Below are 26,117 nucleotides of genomic sequence, written 5' to 3'. Positions count from 1 at the left end.
TCCGCACTTAACTGTGCCATGGTAAAAAGACACACAATGATGAACAGAGTAGCTATTACACAGATTGGATTGTGTACCCCGCTAGGGCAAGATCCCCAGCAGGTTTTAGACCGCCTGATCGCCGGTGATACCAGTGCGATGCTGCGCAGTGACACTCTCCTGTTCGAGCACCCAACCTTAGTTGCCCCCGTGACGACAGCGCTACCAACCATTCCCGAAAAACTCATTCAGTTCGATTGCCGTAACAACCAATTACTGCTGTGCGCCGCACTGCAAATTGCGACCACAGTTGAACAAGCGAAACGGGATTTTGGTCATGCCCGTATTGGTGTTGTGCTAGGCACGAGCACATCAGGGATTTCAAAAGGTGAAGCCGCGCTGAGCTACCGCAATCAATACGGATACTTTCCGGCGGATTACCACTATTTCCAGCAAGAGCTCGGCAGCACCAGCGACTTTTTACGCCAATATTTTGAGCTAGATGGCCCTTGCTACACAATTTCAACCGCCTGCTCATCCAGCGCCAAAGTGTTTGCCAGTGCCAAACGCCTATTACAGGCTAACCTCTGCGATATGGTGATTGTCGGCGGTGTCGACAGTTTATGCCAACTCACAGTCAATGGTTTTCACGCCTTAGAATCTGTCTCGAAAGGCCACTGCAATCCTTTTAGTATCAACCGTGATGGCATCAATATCGGCGAAGGCGCGGCGTTATTCACCCTCACTTTGGGCGAGTCAGAGGTCATGCTAGCGGGTATTGGCGAGTCGAGCGATGCGCACCATATGTCGGCGCCACACCCCGAAGGCGCAGGCGCCATCACTGCCATGCACGCGGCATTGCAAGATGCACACATTGCAGCAAAAGACATTGGTTACATAAACTTACACGGTACAGCCACGCCTAAAAATGATGCGATGGAAAGCCGCGCCGTGGTTGAAGTGTTTGGCGTGAACACGCCTCCTTGTAGCTCGACCAAGCCCTTAGTCGGCCATACCTTAGGTGCCGCTGGCGCCATTGAAGCCGCCTTCTGTTATTTATTACTTTCAGCACATAATCACCGCCAAGCCCTGCCGCCCCATCAATGGGACGGACAAGTCGATCCACAGGATCCGCCCATTGCATTGGTCGAGCGCCATCAAGTCGCTGCTAAGGGCGCGCTTAATTATGTGATGAGCAATTCCTTCGCCTTTGGCGGCAGTAATGCCAGCCTGATTTTCTGCCGTAACGAGGCCTAAAATGATGCCCTTTATACAATGCAATAAACCCTTTGCAGAACAGAATATTGCCGATTTTATTCCCCATAGGGCACCGATGATTTTGCTCGATAAAATCATTGGCTATCGGCGCGATAACCTAGAGACCGAAGTCACTATCACGGCCAAGAGCCCCTATTTCGATGACAAACATCGAGCCGTACCCAATTATGTGGGTATCGAATATATGGCCCAAAGTATTGCCGCCCTTGCTGGGGTTGAGGCAAAGCTTCGCAATGATAAAATCCGCGTCGGGTTTCTATTGGGTTCGCGCAAATTAACCTTGTATGCAAAGCAATATGAGCTCGGGCGCACCTATCGCACCCAAGTCAGCCGCCTCTATCAAGAGGAATCGGGATTAGCGGTATTCGATTGCCAAATTTATCTGCTGCCCGAAGCCGGCACTGAGCTAGAAAAGAGCTTAGTGGCCCAAGCCAATGTGAACGTGTTCCAACCTCAGGACACACAAGCCTATCTTGCAGGCAATCAAGACGCGGCAAATAGAAGCCTTGGGCACTAAAGCAATAATGTAGATAAAAAAGCCTTAAAGCGCCTTAACAAGCGACCTTTTTACCATAAATACATGAAACCCCATACCGACACATAACGATAAAATGGGGTGGAGAAAACAGATGAATAACAGAGTATTAGTTACCGGTTCGAGCCGCGGCATTGGTAAAGCCATCGCCCTAAAACTCGCCGCGGCAGGTTTCGATATCGCCCTGCATTACCACTGTAACCAAGCGGCTGCCGATGACACTGCCGCGCAAATCCGCGCGCTTGGGGTGAATGTGAGCCTGCTGAAATTTGATGTCGCCGACCGCGCCAGCGTCAGAGCCGCCATTGAAGCCGACATCGAGGCCAATGGTGCCTATTATGGCGTGATCCTCAATGCTGGCATCAACCGCGATACCGCCTTTCCCGCCATGACAGAAAGCGAGTGGGACAGCGTCATCCACACTAACTTAGACGGCTTTTATAATGTCATCCACCCCTGCGTCATGCCTATGGTACAAGGCCGCAAGGGCGGGCGCATCATCACCTTAGCTTCGGTTTCTGGGATTGCGGGCAACCGTGGCCAAGTCAATTACAGCGCCTCAAAAGCGGGTATTATCGGCGCAACTAAGGCATTGTCATTAGAACTAGCAAAACGCAAAATTACCGTCAACTGTATCGCTCCCGGCTTGATTGAAACCGACATGGTGGCCGATATTCCTAAGGATATGGTCGAGCAATTAGTGCCGATGCGCCGCATGGGTAAACCGAGTGAAATCGCCGCCTTAGCCGCATTTTTAATGTCTGACGATGCCGCCTATATCACTCGCCAAGTGATATCGGTCAATGGAGGCATGATCTAAATGAGCGAGCCGACAAATCAAACCCGCTTAGGGAAACGAGTGGTTGTCACTGGCATTGGCGGCATTACCGCCCTGGGCCATGATTGGGAGGCGATAGCGGCGAGCCTTAAGGCGCAGAAAAACTGTGTCGTTACTATGGGTGACTGGGATAAATACGATGGCCTCAATACCCGCTTAGCCGCGCCCATTAACGACTTTGAAGTGCCAAGCCATTATTCGCGCAAGAAAATTCGTTCTATGGGTCGGGTTTCTATCATGGCGACCCGCGCCAGTGAACTTGCATTAATCGATGCGGGATTGTTGGACGATCCTATCGTGTCCTCGGGTGAAATGGGTATCGCCTATGGCTCGTCCACTGGCAGTACCGATGCCATCATCGCCTTTGGCGATATGTTGAAAACCGGTGATATGTCGGGCGTCACCGCCACGAGTTATATCCGCATGATGGCACACACCACAGCGGTGAATGTGGGGGTATTTTTCGGCTTAAAAGGCCGAATTCACACCACTAGCAGCGCCTGTACCTCGGGGAGCCAAGGCATAGGTTACGCCTATGAAGCCATCAAATACGGTCATCAAACCTTAATGTTGGCGGGCGGCGGCGAAGAACTCTGCCCCACAGAAGCTGTCGTGTTCGATACCCTGTTTGCCACTAGCACTAAAAACAGCACCCCCGAACTCACGCCACGCCCCTTCGATGTGAGCCGTGATGGCCTCGTGATTGGCGAAGGTGCTTGTACACTGGTACTCGAAGAGCTAGAACACGCCAAGGCGCGCGGTGCCAAGATTTACGCTGAGTTAGTCGGTTTTGGCACGAATTCAGATGGCCAACACGTCACCCAACCAAACGCGCAGACCATGGAAATCGCCATCAGGTTGGCCCTCAAAGACGCACAGCTTGAGCCTAGCGCCATAGGTTATGTGAACGCCCATGGTACGGCAACGGATCGCGGTGACATCGCCGAAAGCCACGCGACCCATGCAGTTTTTGGTGCTGGTATGCCGATTTCATCCCTTAAAAGCTACACGGGCCACACCTTAGGTGCATGCGGCGCGTTAGAGGCTTGGGTGAGTATTGAGATGATGAATGCGGGCTGGTTTGCGCCGACACTCAACCTTGAAAGTATCGACCCACAATGCGCCGATTTGGACTATATCCGTAGTGATTTACGTCCAATCGATACAGATTATGTGATGAGTAATAATTTCGCCTTTGGCGGTATTAATACCTCGCTGATTTTTAAACGCTGGGCCAATAACAACATATAAAAACCACATAAGGACATCACCATGAAACCACTCTTTGCAGGTATGCTGCTTAGCATCAGTTTATTAAGCTCGCCTTTATTGGCTCAGGAATATACGGTTGAAACCTATCAAGAAATCTTTAAGGGTGATAACCAATTCAAGCAAAAAGAAGCCATTGAATCACTCACCATCGCTGGTTTATCCGATCCTGCCATTTTTGATGCGCTCGAAGCAAAACTACTCGCATCTTTGCCCCAAGCCACTGAAAAAAATGCCATTGACTACAGTGCTTGGTTAGTCAAAGGCTTAGCTTATTCAGGCAATGATAAGTACAGCGAAACCATCAACAAGATTGTTAATGGTGATTATCCTAAAAAACTCAAAAAATACGCAGGTCAAGCTTTAGAAAACATAACGATATATAAAAAATGGAATGCGATTCTTGCGGATAAAAGCCAATATACTGCCGATCAAAGTCAGCAAAATAATGCCTTTGCCAATGCCCTACGCAGCAATGATTTAGAATTAATGCGTCTCGCGGCTAAACGCATCATGGATGACCGCCAGTACGATGATTTTATCCTAGCCGTACTCAGTAACGAATTGAAAACACCACGCTTAATGGCCGATGATAAACTCGCCATCGATACTTATGCCAACATGGCAAAAGCGCTAGCTAGTTCGGGGAATACCGCTTACCGCGATGTGATTGAAAATATGGCAACCGCGAGCTCAAACAAAAAACTCAAAAACTACGCCGAGAGTTATTTGAAGAAATACTACTAAACCTACCCGTTTAAGCTTAATAGAACAAATCATGGCCGAGCTTATACTCGGCCATTTTTATATCCGTTTGGATCACTTTTTAAATTAAAAGAAAATTTGCTATTGTCCTTAGCATTTGCTGATATTCGCCTATACAGGCTTGCCATGACATTCACTCACAACACTGTGAAAGAAACCTAGGGAATCTAAGTTGATAAACGAAAGTTACCGAAGGCGAAGAGGCAGTTAAACATAGATATTGTTCAGAGTGAAGCCAACCATGGTACCGGCTCGACGACACGCAGCAAGTCCATCCCTGGATGCTCGACCGCCCCGTCCATGGGGCGGACGGTCGTCTCACCAATCACCATGGTTTGCCTTTCGAGCATCTGCGTAACCTTAGGTTCAAAGACTAGAGCTAACATTTAGCGATGGCAGGTTTCGCCAATCCCTTTGAAAAAATCACAATAGATATCTTGTTAAATAAAAGCTTAATGGTTCATAATATTACAATTTTTAAGCTAAGAGACAGGCTTTAGTCGGTCTCAACGAGCGAAGCGAAGGGTTTGAACCATTTTTATAGTACATACTCCTCTAATACCATTTTTATGAAACATTGAAGTAACTCTTCATCTTCATAAAGCTCTCGATACTCTGCGAAAGGTAGATTTCCTTCGTTATATTGCTTTTCAAAGAATATTTGCAAACGCCATGCATCAGGCTCTGATTTATTGAAATCGAAGTCAATTCCGCCGACATCTGCAGTTCGGTATATATCAACTCCAATTCCGTGAGTTCGATACATCCAATTTGTACCAGGAATTGGTTTGTTTCCTCGGATCTCTGACTTCAATATTTCTTCAGCAGATTCCAAATCAAATACACGGACAAGAAGTTCTTCTGCCCATTTCCGGTGTGCATACCACAGCGGAATAAGTTTTCGGACTTTTTCGAGGTTATCCATTTTTGCCCTATCGCGTTGGGTTAAGAGGCCGGCTTCAGTCAGTCCCTAGTGAACGTACAAGCGACTTAAACCACTTATTAGGCTTTACCACGTCAGCAAGCCGCCTTATGCGACTGAATTTATTGGGAATCTGTTAGGTCGCCGGCTTGCAGGCGCATTAACGGTAGACCAAGTAATCGTGCGACGAATAGTTCTAAACGTACCCAGCCTGAGGCTTCTGCCGCAGGCGACTCCACTAGAAGAACGGCGTGTGAAGCTAGCAGCGCCATCATTACGCGCACCTGTTCCCAGCGTGAGCCCGAGTCATGCAAGCAATGTATGAACGGTGTACACACTTGTCGTAGATGCGCATCCAGAGCTCGAAGGGATTCTGTGGTAACTACTCCGTCTCTACGCGAGTAGCTAACGAAAAGTTTCATTTAATAAATCCCTCTGAGTATAGAAACCAGATCGATAGGTTGATAACCACTAGCAATATGTAGAGCCACATAGAGTGATTGAACCCCGCGGCGACAATTCGTCTGTATGTAGAGGCTGATACTCGAGATGGTTCGATAATTTGCACCTCAGTAGTAACAATTAGCTTCTGATCATTTTGCGAGGCAAGACGAGTGCGAATTGCCTGCATTGTTCCTCGTAGTTTGACCTGATAGAAATAACCGGTCGCATCTAGAAACCAAAAACATAAAGGTATCATGAGGCCGGCAACAAATAGCGAATGATCAAGCTTGTCTGATGTGAACTTTGCCATGAGGGTTAGCACTATAAATAATGTAGTAACACAAAATTTCTTTATCTCGAAGCAAAAGCTGCTTATTTGTGCGACAGCCCCGTGCAGTTGATCGAGAAGCTTCCAATCAAGTTCGTCTTGCAAGGTTTTGGTATAGGGTTTAGTCATTATGTCCTACTGAGCCTACTGGGTTTTACCCAGACTTCTCGTTAAACCCAAATAAAAATACATTAGGGTTTGAACTTTTAGGGCAAACTTCTTTAAACATGACAGCAAGTTATCACCGTTATCGCATCATGTTCAACTATTTGCGACACAAAGAAAGAAAGCAAGAAGATATTTACCGCGTCAATTTTTGGCACGGTAAATTTTGGCTATAGAAAATAAAACTGTCATTTAAAAAGATGGGATATAACTTTACTCCTTAATAATTGACCAATAACACTAGAGTCTAAGGAATACACCATCCCCTAGGAGTTGCCGCAGGGCGAGTAGGCAAATTGCGTGAGTCTCGGCATGGATGCCGAGCTAGCTTTCGCAGGTGCAGGGACGCATCCTTCGGAAGCGATAGCAAATTTGTCAATGAGCACAAGGGGCTTTCAACTCCGTTGGGGACGCCGGGGGATATCCAAAAGGGGAACAGGCGCTTTTCCCCTTTTGGTCGGGTGTGGGGTGAACCCCACGACTTTGATTCTGGGTTTAGCTTTAGCTAAAGATAAAAACTCTTGGCCTACCCTTTGCTTATCCACCACAGCGTTTACCCCTAAAAAGAACTAAACGCGATAACACTATGATGGATAAGCAACAACAGAGGGAGTTTCAATCTTGAGAAAGACGATGAAAATTATACTAGATGATCTAAAAGGGCCTGAAATTGCAGCACTTTTAACAGAACACCTCGACGATATGCGGGCAACCTCACCGCCTGAAAGCGTTCACGCATTAGATCTTGACGGCCTGCGTCAGCCCAATATTCGCTTTTGGACCCTATGGGATGGCAATAATCTCGCGGGTTGCGGTGCACTAAAATGGTTAGATGCGCAGCACGCCGAGATCAAATCCATGCGCACCGCCGCGCCCTATAAGCAGCAAGGTATAGCGTCTAAAATATTGCAGCACTTGATTAACGATGCTAAAGCCGCAGGTATCAAACGTCTGAGTCTAGAGACAGGTTCGATGGACTTCTTCAACCCAGCTCGCCTGCTGTACTGCAAATTTGGTTTTGAAATCTGTGGCCCCTTTGCCGATTATCGACTCGATCCCAATAGCGTGTTTATGACGAAGAAAATCTAAAACACATGCGCCTTAGTCTTTTAAATTCATCTCTAAGGCGCTTTGCTGCAGTTAAGTATTCGCTCGCTTAACTACTGATGCAGTTCTGTGCCCGTTCCACCAATGGATAATAAACCCAAGCAACAGCCCCCAAAATGCGCTGCCGATACCCAGCACACTAAAACCCGATGCAGTGACCAAGAAAGTGATCACCGCTACTTCGCGATCTTCCGTTTTAGCTAATGCAGCGGTCAGACTATTGGCAATAGTGCCGAGCAGGGCTAATCCGGCGATGGCCAGTACTAGTTCCTTCGGGAAAGCGGAAAACAGGCCAACCACAGTGGCGCCGAGTAACCCAGTGATAAAGTAAAATACGCCGCCCCATACCGCCGCCCAGTAACGGGTCGCCGGATTCGGGTCTGCTTCTTTACCCATACAAATAGCGGCTGTGATGGCGGATAAATTAAAGGCAAAACCGCCAAAGGGCGCGAGGATAACCCCGATTAGCCCTGTGCTCGTGATCAAAGGTGAAATGGGCGGCCTGTAACCATTACCGTGCAGCGCAGCGACACCCGGCATATTTTGCGAGGCCATGGTGACCACAAACAGCGGTAATGCTACGCCAATAACACTCGCCAGCGAAAACTCAGGCGTAGTCCACACTGGCATCGCCAGTTGCAACTGAACGGCATCTAGCTTGAGCAAATCTAATTGAAAACTCATGCCTATGCCCACCAGCAACGTCAGCAAGATGATGTAACGTGGTGCAAAAGGCTTAACGATGACAAACACCAACAGCATGATCAATATCAGACTCAGCTGGGTTTGCATCGCCTGAAATAGCCCTAGCCCAAATTGCAATAAGATCCCCGCCAACATGGCGGAAGCCACCGACTGCGGCATGATGCGGATAAGCTTATCCATCCAGCCCGCCACCCCGCAAAGTGTGATTAGCAGAGAACTCACCAGAAAAGCGCCTATGGCTTGATTGACGCTCAATCCCGCGAGGCTTGTCACCATCAGCGCCGCGCCCGGTGTAGACCAAGCCGTTAGAATAGGATTCTTGTAGTAAAGCGATAACCCTATGCTGGTCACACCCATGCCCACACCTAAAGCCCACAGCCATGAACTGATCTGTGCTGGTGTCGCCCCCACAGCCTCCGCCGCTTGAAAGATGATCACAGCCGAGCTGCTATAACCCACTAATACCGCAATAAAACCCGCTGATATTTTTGATAAACTCCCTGCATCTCGCCACATATCCACTCCCTTTCTCTGCAATTGATGTCGCCATTACTTTGTGCGCTATAACTTATAAAATGAACAAGATAGCTTCTTGTGCGCTATAACGTACGAGATGGACAAGATAACACCTGTGCGTTATAACGTACAAACTAAATTTTCATAAAAATGATGGGGCCATTGTGCAGACGATAAACAGCTATCTCGCCACCACGCTTAAAGCACTTCGCAACCAAAAGGGATGGAGTTTAGATAAAGCCGCCCAAGAGACGGGCGTGAGTAAGGCCATGATAGGACAAATCGAGCGCGGTGAATCAAGCCCAACCATTGCGACGCTGTGGAAAATTGCCAGTGGATTCAATATCTCGCTGTCGACCTTTCTCGAACCCACGCCCCAGAGCCAAGGCGCAGTATTCCGTAAGCCCGACGACTTACGCCAACAACCCGCCACCGACGGCATGCTAGTCGCCTCACTCTTCCCCTTTGAAGAGCGCTTCGGTTTCGAGATGTTTGAACTGACCCTGCTGCCAAACTATGAGCGGCTTTCTGAGCCCCATGAAACGGGTGTCACTGAGCATGTCATTGTCTTGAGCGGTACTATGGAAGTGCTAGTCGATGGCGAGTGGCAAACACTCAAGCAAGGTGAAGCAGTACGATTTACGGCCGACAAACCCCACGGCTATCGCAATCTAAACGAGCAAGCCGTGGTATTCCACGACATCATTCACTATCAACGAGCTAATGTGTCTAGCCTCTAACTATTTGTCTAGTGTCAGCAATGCCAAAAACCATTCACTGCCGATAATCTGCAGCGCTTGCACTCGCCAATTCATTAGAATAAACTTATTGAAAATTTTCTAATGGTAGGGACAATGCTATGTTTCAATCTTTACTGGCTAAGTTATCCGGCAGCCACTCGGGCGAAAAATGTTGGCAATTGATTGAACAAGGCGCACGGGTGATTGATGTGCGTTCGCCGGAGGAATTTGCCTCAGGTCATTTGCCCCAAGCCATTAATGTGCCGCTGCCAACACTCGACCAATGGTTACACCAAGTCGACAATAAGCAACATCCCTTCGTACTCTATTGTGGCGCGGGTATTCGAGCGCAAAAAGGCTGCGACATTCTCAAGGCCAATGGTTTTAGTTGCGTGGTGAATGGCGGTTCGCTTAAAGATTTAGTCTGCTGCCAACCGAGCTAATTTAAGCCTTGGTTGTGCGGCGCCAATCTTACCAATCTGTATGTTGTGATGGTTTAGATATCTGCGAGGTGATGTATGCATAAAACGAATTATGCCAAAGCGTTACAGCTTGAAGCTACACTGGTTAACCCTGCTGAAAAGCCGCTTGAAACTGAACGCCATGCACGCTTTAGCATCAGTCGTAACCGCGACCAAGCCAGCACTAAGGTGCGTTATGTTGAGACAAGCACCCTCGCCAAAGGCTGCAGCCTTTGCGAATAAGAGCTAAATCTGCGACTTAAACCTAGCCGCTCGAGTCTAGTCGCTCAAACCTAGCCACTTAAGCCAAGCGTGCTTAGCTGAAATGCACATACAAAAATGCCAGCCTATTAAGGGCTGGCATTATTTATTCAGCTAAATCAAATGACTCAGCTAATCAACGGAACAATTAAGCTTTCAGCTGATCGATACTGTGTTTCGCTTCGCCCATGCCTTTGTCGTGGGCTTCAGGACCCATGTTCAGCGCTTCGGCGTAAACCACTTCAACATTGGTGATCCCCATAAAGCCTAAAACCGTTTTCAAGTAAGGTACAACATGATCCGTTGGGCCATCTTTGTGAGCGCCGCCACGGGTCGTCACTAACACAGCGCGTTTACCTTCCACTAATCCTTTTGGACCCGTTTCAGTGTAAGTAAAAGTCACACCAGCACGGGCGACAAAATCGATCCAGTTTTTAAGTTGAACCGGAATCGTAAAGTTGTACATAGGTGCAGCGATAACAATCGTATCGTTCGCTTTTAATTCAGCGACTAAGGTGTCTGATAAGGCGAGCATTTCTTGCTGACGTGCCGATAATTCTGCACCACCGCGTAACCCAGAAGCGATTTCACCGTCTACCATAGGCAGTACGTCTTTACCGCCTAAATCACGTACTGTAATAGCGGCGCCTTGGTTTCCCCAGTGGCTCGCTAAGTGGTCAATTAACACGGCAGATTGTGAATAACCGCCAAGAATGCTTGATTTTAAAATTAAGACTTTAGACATAATCTGCTCCGAAAATAGGTAAATGACTCAGAGTCAGATGGAATATCTCAACTCTATGACGCTAGTGTATTAGCCCATAAAAAAGAAATAAAGCGGATAAAATCTGAGATTAGCTTCGATTTTTTAGAAAGGTTATACGTCACCTTCGACATACAAATACACTAAGTTGTTTTCAACGCATTCATACTTTCGACGTACTAACATACAGGCCTTCAAAAACCGCACACAGTGAATCCATACAATACAATTGCACTTCCAGCTTCACCTTAACCCTGCGCCCCCTTTGTAACGGGCTGAGATCCACATCTGGCCATTGTACTTTTACCACAGGGTCACAAGTCACAGGAGCAAGATAACGAATATGGGCATCGGCGAGCACAATATCACCCGCCACGCCCACCAACTGTTGATTTAGCCAGACTGCACCCCAGCCTGTTAAGGTCATCAAGGTATAAATGCTGCCCGCAAACATGGTCTGATGCAGATTAATATTGGGCATCATCGGCGCTGTGACTCGAAATTCTCCCTCGCTGTAATCGAGTGGCATTATCTGCATAAACTCGCTAACGGGGATCGTACTGTGCCAAGTCTGGCGTAATTTAATGAGTAATTGATCCATGTGCATTCCCTTAATACTCCCTCTTGGTACAAGCGACATTGATTATGCCTAGCCCCCATCACCTAGACCCCTAGATAAACATCACGATAGAAGCTACACCTGCAGATTAAAGGTCACTGGGCCATCATTGACTAAGGACACTTGCATATCGGCGCCGAACTGTCCGGTTTCTGTGTGAACGCCCTTAGCGCGGCAGAATGCGACAAACTCTTCATACAAGCCTAAAGCTTGTTCCGGCGTACCCGCCCCTGAAAAACTCGGCCTCAAGCCTCGGCCTGTATCAGCGGCCAAGGTAAATTGTGACACGACTAATAAAGACCCACCGACTTGTTCTAGATTGAGATTCATCTTGCCATTTTCATCGGAAAAAACGCGATAACTCATGACTTTAGTCGCCAACTTTTCCATCTTCTCGCGGGTATCTTCTTGCTCGACACCGAGCAGAACCAACAAGCCTTTGTTGATTTCACCTAAGGTTTGGTTATCAACCACCACACTGGCGTGACTCACTCTTTGAATTAACGCAATCACAACTTTTCCTTTTAGATTAAGGCTTAACGGGAACCATTTGCGGCATTAGCGGGAGCGGGCGGATATATTGCTCTACGCCATCAGGCAAAGATTGTACGACCTGCGCTAAGCCGCCATTAGTCCACAGCATAAAACGACGTAACTCTTCTATTTCAATACGGTCGGCAAAGGTCACTGTACCTTGTACTTGGATCACCGCGCCTTGGTCCAACAACACAAACTTGGCAAAATTAAGCTTCTGATTTAAGGTGCCAATCACGGCAGGCAACTCTTGGCTAGCCTGCAATTGCGGGTGCACAGCATAGAAGCGATTCATTAAAATACGGTCAATACCCGCTGAATTGATACTCGGCTCAAGCAAGAATTGGTTATTGCCAAACTGCACCGCGACTTTCGTCGGCGCAACTTGGGTGGCCAGATAATTTGCGTCAATCAACGCTTGGTACAAGCGATCAGCGGCAGTTTCATTGGTCAACCCACCGAGTTCAACAACTTTGGGCGCGACAGGGGCACTCACGACCTCCTGAGTCGCCACTGGGTCAATCGCGCTGGTTTGCGAGGGCGCCGTAGCGGCACAGGCGGTTAATCCGAGTAAACTGGCACTGATGAACAATGTTTTCATTGTATTTCCCTTTGATGTATCCACGACCACATAGCATGGATTTCTGCTGTAACCGCCAAAAACAAAGACTCACTATTGAGCATATGTCCGCCATCGACAACAGATTGAATTGTAATAGCATGCTCCAACCCAGCCAAAAAATCGCGTAATAGCGTCGCTGGGCAAATTGCATCCTGCATTCCTTGCAATAACACACTACGCGCCTTCACTCTAGGCGTCACGCGCTGTAACACATTCATCGCATTGAAGTAATTATGTCGAGCAAAGTGTAACTCGATATTGGCTAATGCTAATACGGATTCGGGTAACAGCCTTGGTAGCACTAACCTCGCCCCCGCAAGCTGCAACTCCCACTGTACCCAACGCCGCGCAAAATGGTATCGCACATTTTCATCTGCCGATGCCAAACCTTGATGGTACGAATCCAGCAGTTCAGTCAGCGATAACTGAACCGGAAAAATGTCATTGAAGAGTCGATAAGCAGCAGGTTGCAATTTTGCAGCGCCGTCAGCGCCATAGAGCCAGTCGAGACCTTCTTTGGATGGAATAAATAACGCCCACAGTACCTGTGCAATCACCCGCTCTGGGAATAATCCGCTGTAAATTAAGCCTAATGTGGCCCCAAAAGAGCCACCTGCTAAACACCAACGCTCAATACCCAATGCGAGGCGAATCGCCTCAATATCGCTAATCAAACCAGTGAGATGGTTGTTGGCTAAATCGCCAAAGGGTAAAGATTGTCCAGAACCGCGTTGATCTAAAAGCAAAATCCAATATTGATCGCCATTAAATAAAGCTAAATCACCGATATCACAACCCGCTCCCGGACCGCCGTGCAAATACAGCAGTGGGATACCTTGTGGATTACCGTATTGCGCCAGATGCAATTGCTGACCATTGCCAACGTTAAACCAGTCGCGACGGATAAAAGATGGGAAGGATTCAGGCATTGAGTGTCATCGCCATTAATAATCCTCTAATGGGGTCATTCAGATTTAGCCACCGCCTTGAGTGCCGTCACCTCAGCCGAAGTTAACACCGCAGCGGAATTATCTTGGGAGGCATTTTCTAGGGGCTTAGCATTCAGAGCGGTTTCGTCATCATCTGAGCTCGACTCATAATCTAAATACTCAGGCATAGCGGCGGTAATTTCCGCGCCGAGTAATACTATCATCCACGATAAATACACCCAGACAAAGATAATGGGGATCACGGCTAAAGCACCATAAATCGCTTCATAACTCGGAAACTGAGTGACATACAAAGCAAAGGCTTTTTTACCTAACTCAAACAATATTGCGGCAACAATCGCCCCTAATAGTGCATGTAGAAACTTCACTTTTTGATTAGGCACCACCATATACAACAATAAAAATGCCGCCACAGAGAAAAGCATAGGTAAACGCTCAAGAAACACGGGCACCACACCCGACAACTGACCGTCAAAGACCTTCAGTGACACCACGTAGGAAGTGGCGACCAAACTGCCCCCCACCAATACCGGGCCCAAAGTGATGACCATCCAATACATAGAAAAAGCCACCACCACTGAACGCTTCTCTTTAGTACGCCAAATGTTATTGAGCGATTTATCAATGGCGGAAATTAGCAAAATGGCAACCACGACTAAGGCCGCAATCCCGACCGCAGTCCCCTTAGAGGCATTGGCCACAAACTCATTGATATACACTTGCACAGTATCGCCAGCGGCGGGTAAAAAATTCTGATAAACGAAACCTTCTATCTGTCCACGTATCCCCTTAAATACCGGAAAAGCTGACAGCATAGACATAGTCACCGCCACCATAGGCACGAGTGACAACAGTGTGACATAGGCTAAATGTCCGGCGCGGATATTGATTTGATCTTCAACTAAACGCCGTCTCAAATGCAGCAGGAAGTGCCAGATCCCGAGGAATAAGGCGCGAATTTGTGCCAGTTCTATCTTCTTAGTCACGGGTTTCTCTTGATTCTGTTGGTATAGACTCGTTATCTTCGTACAATAAACACTTAATTTACAAGTCTAAGGAGTGAATTGATGTCTCAACAAGGATCTGCAGGTAACGTTATTTCCGCTATTGCTAGCCTATTTTTTCCTGGGCTAGGCCAATTATTGCAAGGCAGAATAATGGCCGCACTGTTATTTTTCATTATCACAGTGGTGGGTTATGCCCTCTGGTGGCTGATTGTGCCCGCGGTAATAGGTGCTATCTTTCATCTGTGGAGCATTATCGATGCGGCTCGATTTAAAGCCGATTAATTAATTTCATTCAGCGACGGAACACCCAATGAAAAGACTGATAGCTTCAGGGCTGATTGCCACAAGTCTCCTGCTTAGTGGTTGCCAGAGTGCCTACTACGGCGCAATGGAAAAGGTCGGTTACCATAAACGCGATATTATGGTCGACAGAGTTAAAGATGCGAAAAAATCCCAACAGGATGCTCAAAAAGAGTTCAGCTCAGCCCTAGAAGAAATGCAAGCACTGCTCAATTACAGTGATGGCAACTTAGAAAAAGCCTATAGCAGAGCCAAAGATGAATACGAATCGGCTCAAAGTGCCGCCGATAACGTCAGCAACCGCATCAATAAAGTCGAAGATGTAGCCGAAGCCCTGTTCGATGAGTGGCAAAATGAAATTAGCGAGATCAGTAAAGCCAACCTACGCCGCAACAGTGAAACTAAACTCAAAGAAACGCGCCGCGCCTATGAACAATTGATTAAAAGTATGCGCCGTGCCGAGTCAAAAATGCCGCCGATACTCACCGCCATGAAAGATAATATGCTGTATCTCAAGCATAACTTGAACGCCCAAGCCATTGGTGCGATTAAAAGCGAATTTGCGAGTCTGCAAACCGATATTTCTGGCCTGATTAAAGAGATGAACACCTCGATTAACGAATCGAGCAAATTTATCGAAGCACTCGAAAAATCAAAAAATTAATCCAAATGCCCCACTGAATTCCTAAGCCCTAGCAAAATAAATTGCTGGGGCTTTTTATTCTTTGTGTGACCTGGCCCTCTGTCCCTGCAAGCCATACTTTATTTGTGCAAGACTAAAACACTTAGCTTTGTGAGCTATGGCGCGCTTTAATTGATTGATAGCGCGAATCTTAGATCTGACGCACAATTTCACTTATTACTCAAAAACTTATCCTCAGTTCACCACTCAGAGCCTGTACTTGTAACTTATTAGCTGTATTCATCACTATGACTTTTATCGAATCACTCACGCTGATGTTGGCACTCATGTATCTCGCCTCCCTCAGCTATTGGAGCGGCCAGAAATGGGGCGCGGTCGCCACACTGTTGCTCAGTATCGGTGCGGTGGCAATGAGTCTTTATTGGCCACTGGCTCTCGGGCTTCTTATTGCACTACCACTGATGCTACTTGGGCATAAATTTGCGCCTGATGCACTCAAGGGTGAAATTAAAATCAATACCCTTCGCGAAGGGACTCAACATGTCTTAGCGCTATCGCTCTTGCTGGTTGCCATACAATACACAATCAATACCGTACTGCTTAAGCAAGGAATCACACCTTGGCTAATGCGCCCCGACGTAGTCGATGCCTTTTTACCGATTGCGGGTGGCATTGAGCTTAAAGCCATTATCAGCCTCAATTTGTGGGATCAAACCCATCCTGCGGCAGCAGTCATGCTAGCGGCGGTATTACTCACAGGTTTACTCTGCAAGCGGGCATTTTGCGGTTGGGCTTGCCCATTAGGTCTGGCAGGGGAATATCTGTATTCCTTTAGAAAACGCTTTATTAAATCAGAGCTTACACCACCTGCTTGGCTAGATTGGCCACTGCGAATGTTGAAATATCTATTACTCCTAGCACTTTGCTACATAGTCATTGGTATGCCAGCACAATCCATCCCCCATTATCTTGAAGGTAATTATCATAAGATTGCCGACTTGAAGATGGCATTGTTCTTCCTAACACCCAGCCTAATCACGCTACTGGTATTTGCGCTGATCCTCGCTTTAGCTGCATGGCGTCGTCAGGGATTCTGCCGTTACTTGTGTCCCTATGGCGCAATGCTTGGGATCTTAAGCTTTGCGAGCCCATTAAAAATCCGCCGCAATACCCAGCACTGCCTTATCGAAGCAAAAGGGATGAAATGCGACAAGTGCACCCGCGCTTGCCCAGCAAACATCATAGTGCACACTAAAACCACGGTTCGCAGTGACGAGTGCCAAGCCTGCATGCGCTGTGTCGCGGCTTGCCCTAAATCTGCCGCCCTCGGCCTTGGGCTGAAATCCGGCCACAGACTCGGTCATAAGGGATTGCTCGCATTAGTGCTTATCGCATTATTTATCCTACCGCTGGGCGCTTACTTAGCAGGTTTCTGGCATAGCCAAACACCAGACAACATCCGCATGGAATTGATCCAAGTGATTAATAGAATTGGGCACTAGATAATATCCCCAAAGCATACTGCAGATAATGGCTTACATCGCTCTCTGCAGTATTTTTAATATATACGTCATAAAATTGATTACAATCAGGCAACAGCTAGACTTTATCGCAGATAATATTCCTATACGGATATTAGGAAAATGGTTTTATGTTCCCCAACGGAGCTAACCTATGCGACCCGACCGACAGCAATTGATCCATTCGTTATTTGACGAATATATTGAGATGTATGCCTCCCGTGATGACAGGCTAACTCGTCGCTTTAGTGATAACTTTAGCGGCTATGCAGGGAGCAGTGATCAGCTTGTCACCAGCAGAGAAGAATGGGTGCTAATCACTCGTCAGGACTTTGCACAAGTGCCTGAGCGAATCCACATCGAAATGTTAGATCTTTCTTTACAAGACCTTGCCGACAACCTCGTGGTTGTGACTGCCTTTTTTCATATCCACTTACCGATCCCTAATCCTATGCTTTCCCGCGAGACAGCACGGCTAGTGTTGATATTTCACCGAGAAAACAACGACTGGATGATTGTCCACAGCGGCATATCCATCCCCTACGGCTTAGCCCACAAAGGGGAAATTTACCCGATTGCGCGATTAGAGGAACGTAACGTCGAACTTGAATCCATGATCACAGCTCGAACTAGTGAACTGGCAGAAGCCAATAGGCAACTTGAAATACTCAGCAATACCGACGGTTTAACCAATATCGGCAATCGCCGCCTATTTGACATGATGTTACAAACGGAGTGGAGTCGGGGACAAAGGAGCAATTCATCACTGGCCCTCATCATGCTCGATATTGACCACTTTAAACAATTTAACGATCACTATGGCCACCTCGCCGGAGATGATTGCCTTAAACAATTAGCGAGTACACTGTCCCAGTCCGGTCGCAGAGCGGGCGAATTAGTCGCTCGCTACGGCGGCGAAGAATTTGTCATTCTATTACCAAATGTCGATAATCAAACCGTACTTGAGACAGCACAGCACATTCATCAACTGATCCAAGCCATTGCCATTCCGCATGCAAATACCGACCTAGGCATTGTGACAGTGAGCGCAGGCGTCGCCTATCTGCAACCCTCTAACAAACAAAATGCGTTAGAACTCGTTCGCCAAGCGGACGCCGCCCTCTACCGCGCAAAATCCGCTGGCCGCAATTGCATACGGGTGATGGATGAGGACTACTAATACCAATCGTATTAAATATCTGTTCATTCAGCGGGAGTTCAACGCGCTTTAGACAAGGCGAAGGCTTGAAGGCATAGTGGTGCTCTGTCGAAAGCCTTGAACGCAGTATAAAGCGCGTTGCCATGCCGTTAACATCAGCCGCCCTTCGGGAGCCACACAGGCATCCCACTCCGGTGTTGCATTGACTTAAAAGGGAATCACCATTTCTGCGTCAATGCGCCTTGGATTGAGATGCCTGTGAGGCTCTGAACTGATTAGCTATTTAATGTGATTGGTATAATACCCATTACTCAATTTATCCCAACAAAAAGCCCTGCACAGTTTCCTATGCAGGGCTTTTTAAACCGATTGACTCACCTTAAGGGCGTGTCACCTGAATTAACAGACTGGCATTAACCGCGGTTAAAGCGCTTACGATCGTTTTCAGTCAAGTGTCTCTTACGAACACGAATGTTCTTAGGCGTTACTTCAACTAATTCATCATCATCGATGAACTCAAGCGCTTGCTCAAGTGTCATTGTGATTGGCGTAGTCAGCACTTGGGCTTCGTCAGTACCAGAAGCACGCATGTTGGTCAGCTGCTTACCTTTCAAACAGTTAACTGTCAGATCGTTTGAGCGAGCGTGAATACCAACCACTTGGCCTTCGTATACTTCAGCGGCGTGGCCGATAAAGAGACGACCGCGATCTTGCAGACCGAACAATGCGAAGGTCAGAGCCTTACCCGTTGCGTTAGAGATCAATACGCCGTTAGCGCGTTGACCGATATCGCCACCTTTGTGCGGACCATAATGGTCGAATGAGTGATAAATTAGACCAGTACCAGAAGTCGCTGTCATAAACTCAGTTTGGAAACCGATTAAACCACGGCTTGGGATGATGAAGTCGATACGTACACGACCTTTACCATCAAGCTGCATGTCTTTCATTTCAGCTTTACGGGTACCTAATTTCTCGATTACTGTGCCTTGATCTTCTTCTTCAACGTCAACAGTCAAGGTTTCAAATGGTTCACACAGTTCACCGTCGATAGTTTTCAGAATAACTTCTGGACGTGATACGGCTAACTCGTAACCTTCACGACGCATGTTTTCAATCAAGATTGATAAATGCAATTCACCACGGCCAGATACACGGAAGCGATCTGGACTTTCTGTTTCTTCAACACGCAGTGCCACGTTGTGGACTAATTCTGTTTGCAGACGCTCCAGAATGTTACGTGAAGTCACATACTTACCTTCTTTACCTGCAAAAGGCGAAGTATTAACTTGGAAAGTCATGGTCAGAGTAGGTTCATCAACAGTCAAAGGTGGCATAGCTTCTACTGCACCAACGGCACAGATAGTGTCAGAAATTTTCAGCTCGCCTAAACCAGTGATAGCAACGATGTCGCCAGCGTTAGCAATTTCAACTTCAGTACGGTCTAGACCCATGTAACCTAATACTTGGCCCATTTTACCGTTACGAGTTTTGCCATCAGCGCCAATAATAGTCACTTGTTGGTTCGTTTTCACGCTACCACGCTTGATGCGGCCGATACCGATAACACCCACGTATGAGTTGTAGTCGATTTGCGAAATTTGCATCTGGAACGCGCCTTCGGCGTCAGCATCTGGGAAAGATACTTTTTCAACGATAGTTTGGAACAGCGGCGTCATATCATCGCTCGCTACATCCGGATCTAAAGTTGCAAAACCGTTTAACGCAGAAGCGTAAACGATTGGGAAATCTAGCTGCTCGTCAGTTGCACCTAAGTTATCGAACAGGTCGAATACTTGGTCAATAACCCAATCTGGGCGTGCACCTGGACGGTCAATTTTGTTGATAACAACGATTGGCTTTAGGCCTTGAGCAAACGCTTTCTTCGTTACGAAGCGAGTTTGTGGCATTGGACCGTCAACGGCATCAACTAGCAATAATACTGAGTCAACCATAGACAGAACACGCTCAACCTCACCACCGAAATCGGCGTGGCCTGGGGTATCAACAATGTTAATACGGTAGTCGTTCCACTTGATGGCAGTATTCTTTGCCAGAATCGTGATCCCACGTTCCTTTTCAAGATCGTTGGAGTCCATCACCCGCTCAGTGGCTTCTCCTCGGGTTGCAAGGGTGCCTGACTGTGACAGCAACTTGTCTACCAGGGTCGTTTTGCCATGGTCAACGTGTGCAATAATGGCGATGTTACGTAAATTCTCTAGCACGGATAAACCTCTTACCATCAAACAAAAATAGGGATATTTCAGTAATTCGTTATGGTGATCGAGCTCGATCTACCACAATAAAAAGCGTGCCATTCTACTCCAGAGCGGCCTTGGCGCACAGGATTATTTTTGAACACTTATAAAACAATTCGCCAATCCTTGGGTAATTTCCGCCAATCATCCACTGAGTGAAATCCTCTGTAGCCAGAGTTAACGCTCTGTTTAATTGCCATATTCATAGGAAAAATCTGAGTTAAGCAGCTGAATTTGCTATTTTTCGTATTCAATGTTAGCCCTGCTAATGTCGATTTAAGCATCAGCAAAATCGACTTAGGTACAGAGAAATTACCACGTGAACACACTGCAATAAATTCTGCGGCACACTTAATCTAACGTTCATGTTGGCGTTTACACCCGATGACATTAAGACTCACTTCATTGTCACGGGATACCTTTCTTACGCATCACTGATTTCACTTGGCCTGTGAACAGCAAAGACATTTCGCACATGAGAACGAACTCTTTCCTAATAATATGATAATAAACCACTATTGGATTGATAATGCGTGGCATAGTTGGACAGACTAGCGTGGTTTTATGACAATTATGCGGCGGTTATGCGGTGGTAAATAGTCCCGTTCTGTGCTGCAAGTATGTGCAAGCTTCACAGAGGCAGTACTTACTGAGACTGTGAAAGCCAAAGCGTTATTGCCATCTCAGTGCCATATAAGCGGTGCATGTTATCGCTGTGCATCCCAGCTTAAGGTTTGCATGAATCAATTCAGTGCGCACCAAAATGGAGTAATGCACCAAAATGCCACAGACAAAAGCACCATTATGGTGCACACGCGAATCCAATTAAGTGCAACAAAGATTTTAAATCATGTTAATCAGTAAGTTAAATTATTGGCATGGATATCGCTTTATAGCTCGTAAGTTTGGCTCAAGATAAATCACTTGAGTTAAAAGATTATAGAAGGGGCATCCCTTTACCCTACCGGAGGCTTGAGAATGTCAGTTGAATCAGTTTTAAAGCAACTTGAAGAATTAGAAGTTAAGTTCGTTGATTTACGTTTTACCGACACTAAAGGTAAAGAGCAGCACGTATCTATTCCTTCTCATCAGGTAGATGCTGATTTCTTCGAAGACGGCAAAATGTTTGACGGTTCTTCTATCGCAGGTTGGAAGGGCATTAACGAATCAGACATGGTACTGATGCCAGATCCAACGACATTCGTACTGGATCCTTTCACCGAAGAAACCACAGCGCTGATCCGTTGTGACATTCTTGAACCAGGTACCATGACAGGTTACGACCGTGACCCACGCTCAATTGCTAAAAAAGCAGAAGCTTACCTGATCTCTACTGGTATCGCTGATACTGTATTGATTGGACCAGAACCAGAATTCTTCCTATTTGACGATGTCCGTTTCGGTACTGACATGTCAGGTTGTTTCGTTAAGATCGACGCTAAAGAAGCGGCTTGGAACTCAGGCACTAGCTACGAAGGCGGCAACACAGGTCACCGTCCATTTGTTAAAGGCGGTTACTTCCCAGTTGCACCGGTTGACTCATCACAAGATCTACGTAGCGCTATGTGTTTAGTGCTCGAAGAAATGGGCCAAGTGGTTGAAGCGCATCACCACGAAGTGGCGACTGCAGGTCAAAACGAAATCGCAACTCGCTTCAACACCTTGACTAAGAAAGCGGATGAAATCCAAATTCTGAAGTACGTAGTGCACAACATGGCACACGCTTACGGTAAGACGGCGACTTTCATGCCTAAACCCATCGTTGGTGACAACGGTAGCGGCATGCACGTTCACCAATCTCTGGCGAAAGACGGTGTTAACTTGTTCGCTGGCGACAAATACGCAGGTTTAAGTGAAACGGCTCTGTACTACATAGGTGGTATCATCAAGCACGCTCGCGCGCTGAACGCTTTCACTAACCCAAGCACTAACTCTTACAAGCGTTTAGTGCCACACTTTGAAGCACCTGTTATGTTGGCCTACTCTGCCCGTAACCGCTCTGCATCAATCCGTATTCCAGTGGTACCAAGCCCTAAAGGCCGTCGTATCGAAGCACGTTTCCCAGATCCACATGCAAACCCATACTTAGGTTTCGCAGCGCTGCTGATGGCGGGTCTTGACGGTATCCAAAACAAGATCCACCCAGGCGAAGCAATGGACAAAGATCTGTACGATCTGCCTCCAGAAGAAGCGGCTGAAATCCCACAAGTGGCAACGTCATTAGAAAACGCCCTTGAAAATCTGCAAGCTGACCATGAGTTCCTGACTAAAGGCGGCGTGTTCAGTGAAGATTTCATCCAATCTTATATCGTACTGAAAACAGCAGAAGCTGAGCGCGTAGCACGTACAACTCACCCACTTGAGTTTGAAATGTACTACAGCCTGTAATGGCTAGCGCTATACAACCAGCTCGCTTTATGTAATTGATACAGAAAATATAAAAGCCTCGATAGCAACGCTATCGGGGCTTTTTGTATTTTGAAGGTATATACAACTTTTATTCTGATTCAATCATCGCGTTGTTCTCTAAATAGGCATCATCGCCAACCACTCTTTTATCATTCAGAGAAGGCACGCCAGACACCGCGACAACAGCAACAATAGAGATAGATGGTTAAAAACCGATCTAAACTAAACATGGATGCAGCAGAAAAACCACCTATATAGTCGGAAGTTAACTACCGCGCCATTATTGTTAAGTGTCCACGCTTTATTCAACTAGGCTGGGTATTCTCAGGGGCAAAATCTACCAGTTGGGCAGGTTCGCCTGACTCAAATGACGCAAATGGTACGCCATCTAACACGCGCTCATTTTTAAATACACGGATTTCAGAATCAGGTAACTGCGTCATCAGTAATGACAAGATAATGTGCATCTTATCCAATGGGCAATGAAGACGAATACTTGCACGTAAGCCCATTGTTCGTACATCCGATTGGCAGGCAATAAATGGACGATTCCGCGTTATCTTAATCAAATGGCGATGCCCATTTTTTATAGGACTCTCGTAAGTTGTCTCTACATTTTTAAAACCAGTAAAGAAAAATGCCCCCAGAGCCATTCCACCTACACCAACCAGCGCTGCTGGGCCTAAAAAGGCCACCCCGACAATACAAACCACCACCCCAAACCAAGCCAGCCCCCGCACTACCGCATAGGCTGCATCCGGAATAGCATCATGATAGGTGGTAACTAACCCCTCGGTGGTGAGCCGATAATGGTACTGTTTGTCTGCAAACCAGAGGTAACGAGCAGATAAGCACATAATTAAAGCCATGATGATTAACCCTATACCCAAGCTAGTATCGCCAGATAGCAAATAGCACCCTATAAGTGCTAAGCAACCACACGGGATCAGGAAGGTTAACCAAAATAGACCATAGACAGTCGCCACCCGAATATCCCACTCATAAAGCGTGGGCGCCTCACGCACCCGCTGCTGACGTAGCTTATTGAGCCGGCTTTGCTCCTCTTGGGGTAATTGCAGGTACTCAGTCCGCGGCAGGTCTTCATACCGACTGTCGTCCAACGGTTGTGTCTCTTGCTCTGTCGACGCCAACTGCAGCGGCGCTGCTCTCTTATTCATATAGCTATTCCTTTGCTGTGCCCACGGACTGCACGGTCATCGTTAACCTATCCACACAGCTCGTACTTAATGTCTTCTCACTCTTGACGATCTTGCCGCTATAAGGCCTGTTAGCATCTTGGTGGCAAAGCTGCCACTGATGACACCGAATCTCACGCCAATAACAGGCGCGAAAGAAAGCGTTAGACGGCATGGGTATTCTCAGGGGCGAAATCTACCAGCTGGGCAGGTTCGCCTGACTCAAATGACGCAAATGGTACGCCATCTAACACGCGCTCATTTTTAAATACACGGATTTCAGAATCAGGTAACTGCGTCATCAGCAATGACAAGATAATGTGCATCTTATCCAATGGGCAATGAAGACGGATACTTGCACGTAAGCCCATTGTTCGTACATCCGATTGGCAGGCAATAAATGGACGATTCCGCGTTACCTTAATCAAATGACGATGCCCATTTTTTATAGGACTCTCATAAGTTGTCTCTATATTTTTAAAACCTGTGAAGAAAAATGCCATCACGGCAAAACCACCCGCGCCGACTAAGACGGCCGGGCCTAAAAAGGCCACCCCGACAATACAAACCACCACCCCAAACCAAGCCAGCCCCCGCACTACCGCGTAGGCTGCATCCGGAATCGCATCATGATAAGTGGTGACCAGCCCCTCTGTGGTGAGCCGATAGTGGTACTGTTTGTCGGCCAACCAGAGATAGCGCATAAATGGCCCAAAAATCATCACTATGATGAGAAAATAATACCATTGTTCAAATCCATACCAGCGTGTCACCAACCCAACTAGAGCCGTAATCCCGCACGGAATAAGGACCATGATCCACCCCATGCCATACACAGTCGCCACCTGAATATCCCACTCATAAAGCGTGGGCGCCTCCCGCACCCGCTGCTGACGCAACTGATAGAGCCGGTCTTGCTCCTCTTTGGGTAATTGCAGGAACTCACTGCGCGGCAGGTCTTCATACCGGCTGTCGTCCAATGGGGGGGGCGCTTGTTCTGTTGACGCCGACGGCTGCACCGTTGCTTTCTTATTCATTTAGTTATCCCTTTGCTGTGCCCACCGACTGCACGGTCATCGTTAACCTACCCACACAGCTCGTACTTAATGTCTTCTCACCCTTGACGACCTCGCCGCTAAAGGTCTGTTAGCCTGCATCCAGATAATGGTCGTAATTAGCGCCAGTAACAGGCGCGAGAAAAAACGTTAACTGGGCAGGGGATTCTCAGGGGCAAAATCTGACAATTGGACTGGTTCGCCGTCACGGGTGCCAACTTTAGAGAGGCCAACTATTCGTTCATTTTTCAATAAAAAGAGTTCCGACCCCGGTAATTGCTTCATCAGTAGCGACAACACTTTATGCATATCTTCGGGATGACAATAACAGTCGAGATTTGAATAATATCCGAAATAAAACCTGTCTGTATCACACGATATATATGGCCTCTTGTGGGTCACTTTTATCATATGGGGGTGTCCACGCTTGATAGCACTTATTGAGGTGGTTTCTACATTTTTAAAACCAGTAAAGAAAAATGCCCCCAGAGCCATTCCACCTGCACCAACCAGCGCTGCCGGGCCTAAAAAGGCCACCCCGACAATACAAACCACTACCCCAAACCAAGCCAGCCCCCGCACTACCGCGTAGGCGGCATCCGGAATCGCATCATGATAGGTGGTAACTAAACCCTCGGTGGTGAGTCGATAATGGTACTGTTTGTCGGCCAACCAGAGGTAGCGGATAAATGGCGCAAAAATCAATGCCATGAAAAAAAAACCATACCATTGGTCAGACTCATACCAGTGTGCCACCAAGCCAATCAGC

At 47.2% G+C, this 26,117-nt stretch carries 27 protein-coding genes; 14 read left to right on the top strand and 13 right to left on the bottom strand.

Translation table 11 applies throughout. From position 1 onward, the window contains the following. Positions 1 to 36 precede the first annotated feature (36 nt). The 5 genes from L5L77_RS13080 (at position 37) to L5L77_RS13060 (ending at position 4,646) form a co-directional block, all read left to right on the top strand. Positions 37 to 1,236 (top strand): beta-ketoacyl-[acyl-carrier-protein] synthase family protein, encoded by a 1,200-nt coding sequence (locus L5L77_RS13080; RefSeq protein ID WP_263222890.1) that lies wholly within the window; start codon positions 37 to 39, stop codon positions 1,234 to 1,236. Between the two features lies 1 nt (position 1,237). Further along, entirely contained in the window at positions 1,238 to 1,774 is a 537-nt protein-coding gene (locus L5L77_RS13075; RefSeq protein ID WP_411569236.1) for a hotdog family protein, read from the top strand. Positions 1,775 to 1,886: 112 nt separating this feature from the next. Beyond that, positions 1,887 to 2,612, top strand: a complete 726-nt coding sequence (locus L5L77_RS13070; RefSeq protein WP_263147783.1) for a 3-ketoacyl-ACP reductase FabG2 — start codon at positions 1,887 to 1,889, stop codon at positions 2,610 to 2,612. Further along, on the top strand, positions 2,613 to 3,881 hold the full coding sequence (locus L5L77_RS13065; RefSeq protein WP_263147785.1) for a beta-ketoacyl-ACP synthase: 1,269 nt from the start codon (positions 2,613 to 2,615) through the stop codon (positions 3,879 to 3,881). It abuts the gene before it with no gap. 21 nt (positions 3,882 to 3,902) lie between these two features. After that, complete coding sequence (locus tag L5L77_RS13060) at positions 3,903 to 4,646, top strand: hypothetical protein (RefSeq protein ID WP_263140763.1); 744 nt, start codon at positions 3,903 to 3,905, stop codon at positions 4,644 to 4,646. Positions 4,647 to 5,202: 556 nt separating this feature from the next. On the opposite strand, the gene L5L77_RS13055 is transcribed toward L5L77_RS13060, so the two are convergent. Then, positions 5,203 to 5,589 (bottom strand): DUF6896 domain-containing protein, encoded by a 387-nt coding sequence (locus tag L5L77_RS13055; protein ID WP_037459586.1) that lies wholly within the window; start codon positions 5,587 to 5,589, stop codon positions 5,203 to 5,205. A 119-nt stretch (positions 5,590 to 5,708) separates the two neighbouring features. Continuing rightward, the gene (locus L5L77_RS13050) at positions 5,709 to 5,861 is read right to left on the bottom strand and encodes a hypothetical protein (protein ID WP_007651688.1); all 153 of its coding nucleotides are present in this window, start codon (positions 5,859 to 5,861) and stop codon (positions 5,709 to 5,711) included. 1,295 nt (positions 5,862 to 7,156) lie between these two features. Here L5L77_RS13050 and L5L77_RS13045 point away from each other — a divergent pair. Next, positions 7,157 to 7,612 (top strand): GNAT family N-acetyltransferase, encoded by a 456-nt coding sequence (locus tag L5L77_RS13045; protein WP_263185237.1) that lies wholly within the window; start codon positions 7,157 to 7,159, stop codon positions 7,610 to 7,612. A gap of 51 nt (positions 7,613 to 7,663) precedes the next feature. Here the strand turns inward: L5L77_RS13045 and L5L77_RS13040 are convergent, their stop codons facing one another. Beyond that, positions 7,664 to 8,851, bottom strand: a complete 1,188-nt coding sequence (locus tag L5L77_RS13040; protein WP_263140771.1) for a benzoate/H(+) symporter BenE family transporter — start codon at positions 8,849 to 8,851, stop codon at positions 7,664 to 7,666. Between the two features lie 164 nt (positions 8,852 to 9,015). Here L5L77_RS13040 and L5L77_RS13035 point away from each other — a divergent pair, with 164 nt between their 5' ends. The 3 genes from L5L77_RS13035 (at position 9,016) to L5L77_RS13025 (ending at position 10,295) form a co-directional block, all read left to right on the top strand. Then, entirely contained in the window at positions 9,016 to 9,591 is a 576-nt protein-coding gene (locus L5L77_RS13035; RefSeq protein WP_263185238.1) for a helix-turn-helix domain-containing protein, read from the top strand. Between the two features lie 119 nt (positions 9,592 to 9,710). After that, positions 9,711 to 10,034 carry a rhodanese-like domain-containing protein gene (locus L5L77_RS13030; RefSeq protein WP_105251132.1) on the top strand — a complete coding sequence of 108 codons (324 nt, stop codon included), beginning with the start codon at positions 9,711 to 9,713 and terminating at the stop codon, positions 10,032 to 10,034. Positions 10,035 to 10,109: 75 nt separating this feature from the next. After that, positions 10,110 to 10,295 carry a hypothetical protein gene (locus tag L5L77_RS13025; RefSeq protein WP_105251131.1) on the top strand — a complete coding sequence of 62 codons (186 nt, stop codon included), beginning with the start codon at positions 10,110 to 10,112 and terminating at the stop codon, positions 10,293 to 10,295. A 166-nt stretch (positions 10,296 to 10,461) separates the two neighbouring features. Here the strand turns inward: L5L77_RS13025 and azoR are convergent, their stop codons facing one another. The 6 genes from azoR to L5L77_RS12995 form a co-directional block, all read right to left on the bottom strand. Beyond that, entirely contained in the window at positions 10,462 to 11,058 is a 597-nt protein-coding gene (azoR, locus tag L5L77_RS13020) for an FMN-dependent NADH-azoreductase (RefSeq protein ID WP_212600268.1), read from the bottom strand. A gap of 181 nt (positions 11,059 to 11,239) precedes the next feature. After that, the gene (locus tag L5L77_RS13015) at positions 11,240 to 11,677 is read right to left on the bottom strand and encodes a thioesterase domain-containing protein (RefSeq protein WP_212600267.1); all 438 of its coding nucleotides are present in this window, start codon (positions 11,675 to 11,677) and stop codon (positions 11,240 to 11,242) included. Positions 11,678 to 11,770: 93 nt separating this feature from the next. Then, entirely contained in the window at positions 11,771 to 12,208 is a 438-nt protein-coding gene (gene dtd / locus L5L77_RS13010; protein ID WP_263174584.1) for a D-aminoacyl-tRNA deacylase, read from the bottom strand. Positions 12,209 to 12,224: 16 nt separating this feature from the next. Beyond that, a complete protein-coding gene (locus tag L5L77_RS13005) occupies positions 12,225 to 12,830 on the bottom strand; it encodes a hypothetical protein (RefSeq protein ID WP_263185239.1) in 606 nt (201 codons plus the stop codon). Continuing rightward, positions 12,827 to 13,780: an alpha/beta fold hydrolase gene (locus L5L77_RS13000; RefSeq protein WP_168826472.1), complete on the bottom strand. Its 954-nt coding sequence runs from the start codon at positions 13,778 to 13,780 to the stop codon at positions 12,827 to 12,829. The genes L5L77_RS13005 and L5L77_RS13000 overlap by 4 nt, the downstream gene beginning before the upstream one ends. Positions 13,781 to 13,815: 35 nt before the next feature. Continuing rightward, complete coding sequence (locus L5L77_RS12995) at positions 13,816 to 14,787, bottom strand: virulence factor BrkB family protein (RefSeq protein ID WP_263185240.1); 972 nt, start codon at positions 14,785 to 14,787, stop codon at positions 13,816 to 13,818. Positions 14,788 to 14,868: 81 nt separating this feature from the next. Here L5L77_RS12995 and L5L77_RS12990 point away from each other — a divergent pair, with 81 nt between their 5' ends. From L5L77_RS12990 to L5L77_RS12975, 4 genes are all read left to right on the top strand, one after another. Continuing rightward, positions 14,869 to 15,090 carry a hypothetical protein gene (locus L5L77_RS12990; RefSeq protein ID WP_006079786.1) on the top strand — a complete coding sequence of 74 codons (222 nt, stop codon included), beginning with the start codon at positions 14,869 to 14,871 and terminating at the stop codon, positions 15,088 to 15,090. A gap of 28 nt (positions 15,091 to 15,118) precedes the next feature. After that, on the top strand, positions 15,119 to 15,772 hold the full coding sequence (locus tag L5L77_RS12985) for a DUF2959 domain-containing protein (protein WP_168826470.1): 654 nt from the start codon (positions 15,119 to 15,121) through the stop codon (positions 15,770 to 15,772). A gap of 266 nt (positions 15,773 to 16,038) precedes the next feature. Then, a complete protein-coding gene (locus L5L77_RS12980; protein ID WP_105251123.1) occupies positions 16,039 to 17,253 on the top strand; it encodes a 4Fe-4S binding protein in 1,215 nt (404 codons plus the stop codon). Between the two features lie 172 nt (positions 17,254 to 17,425). Further along, positions 17,426 to 18,451 carry a GGDEF domain-containing protein gene (locus tag L5L77_RS12975; RefSeq protein ID WP_263185241.1) on the top strand — a complete coding sequence of 342 codons (1,026 nt, stop codon included), beginning with the start codon at positions 17,426 to 17,428 and terminating at the stop codon, positions 18,449 to 18,451. A gap of 392 nt (positions 18,452 to 18,843) precedes the next feature. Here the strand turns inward: L5L77_RS12975 and typA are convergent, their stop codons facing one another. After that, the gene (gene typA / locus L5L77_RS12970) at positions 18,844 to 20,655 is read right to left on the bottom strand and encodes a translational GTPase TypA (protein WP_105251119.1); all 1,812 of its coding nucleotides are present in this window, start codon (positions 20,653 to 20,655) and stop codon (positions 18,844 to 18,846) included. 1,011 nt (positions 20,656 to 21,666) lie between these two features. Between typA and glnA the strand changes: the two genes are divergently transcribed. Continuing rightward, positions 21,667 to 23,076, top strand: a complete 1,410-nt coding sequence (gene glnA / locus L5L77_RS12965) for a glutamate--ammonia ligase (RefSeq protein ID WP_113941334.1) — start codon at positions 21,667 to 21,669, stop codon at positions 23,074 to 23,076. A gap of 326 nt (positions 23,077 to 23,402) precedes the next feature. Here glnA and L5L77_RS12960 read toward each other — a convergent pair whose 3' ends face one another. The 3 genes from L5L77_RS12960 to L5L77_RS12950 form a co-directional block, all read right to left on the bottom strand. Next, positions 23,403 to 24,275 carry a hypothetical protein gene (locus tag L5L77_RS12960; protein ID WP_263140797.1) on the bottom strand — a complete coding sequence of 291 codons (873 nt, stop codon included), beginning with the start codon at positions 24,273 to 24,275 and terminating at the stop codon, positions 23,403 to 23,405. A 182-nt stretch (positions 24,276 to 24,457) separates the two neighbouring features. Further along, entirely contained in the window at positions 24,458 to 25,330 is an 873-nt protein-coding gene (locus L5L77_RS12955; RefSeq protein ID WP_263140799.1) for a hypothetical protein, read from the bottom strand. Between the two features lie 168 nt (positions 25,331 to 25,498). Next, positions 25,499 to 26,117, bottom strand: a 619-nt coding sequence (locus L5L77_RS12950; protein WP_263222888.1) for a hypothetical protein, incomplete at its 5' end; no start/stop codon positions are given.

The sequence above is a fragment of the Shewanella sp. SM29 genome, from assembly GCF_025654245.1.
Classification (GTDB): domain Bacteria; phylum Pseudomonadota; class Gammaproteobacteria; order Enterobacterales; family Shewanellaceae; genus Shewanella; species Shewanella oncorhynchi.
Note: the sequence above shows the minus strand (reverse complement) of the source record. Positions and strands in the feature narration are given on the sequence as shown.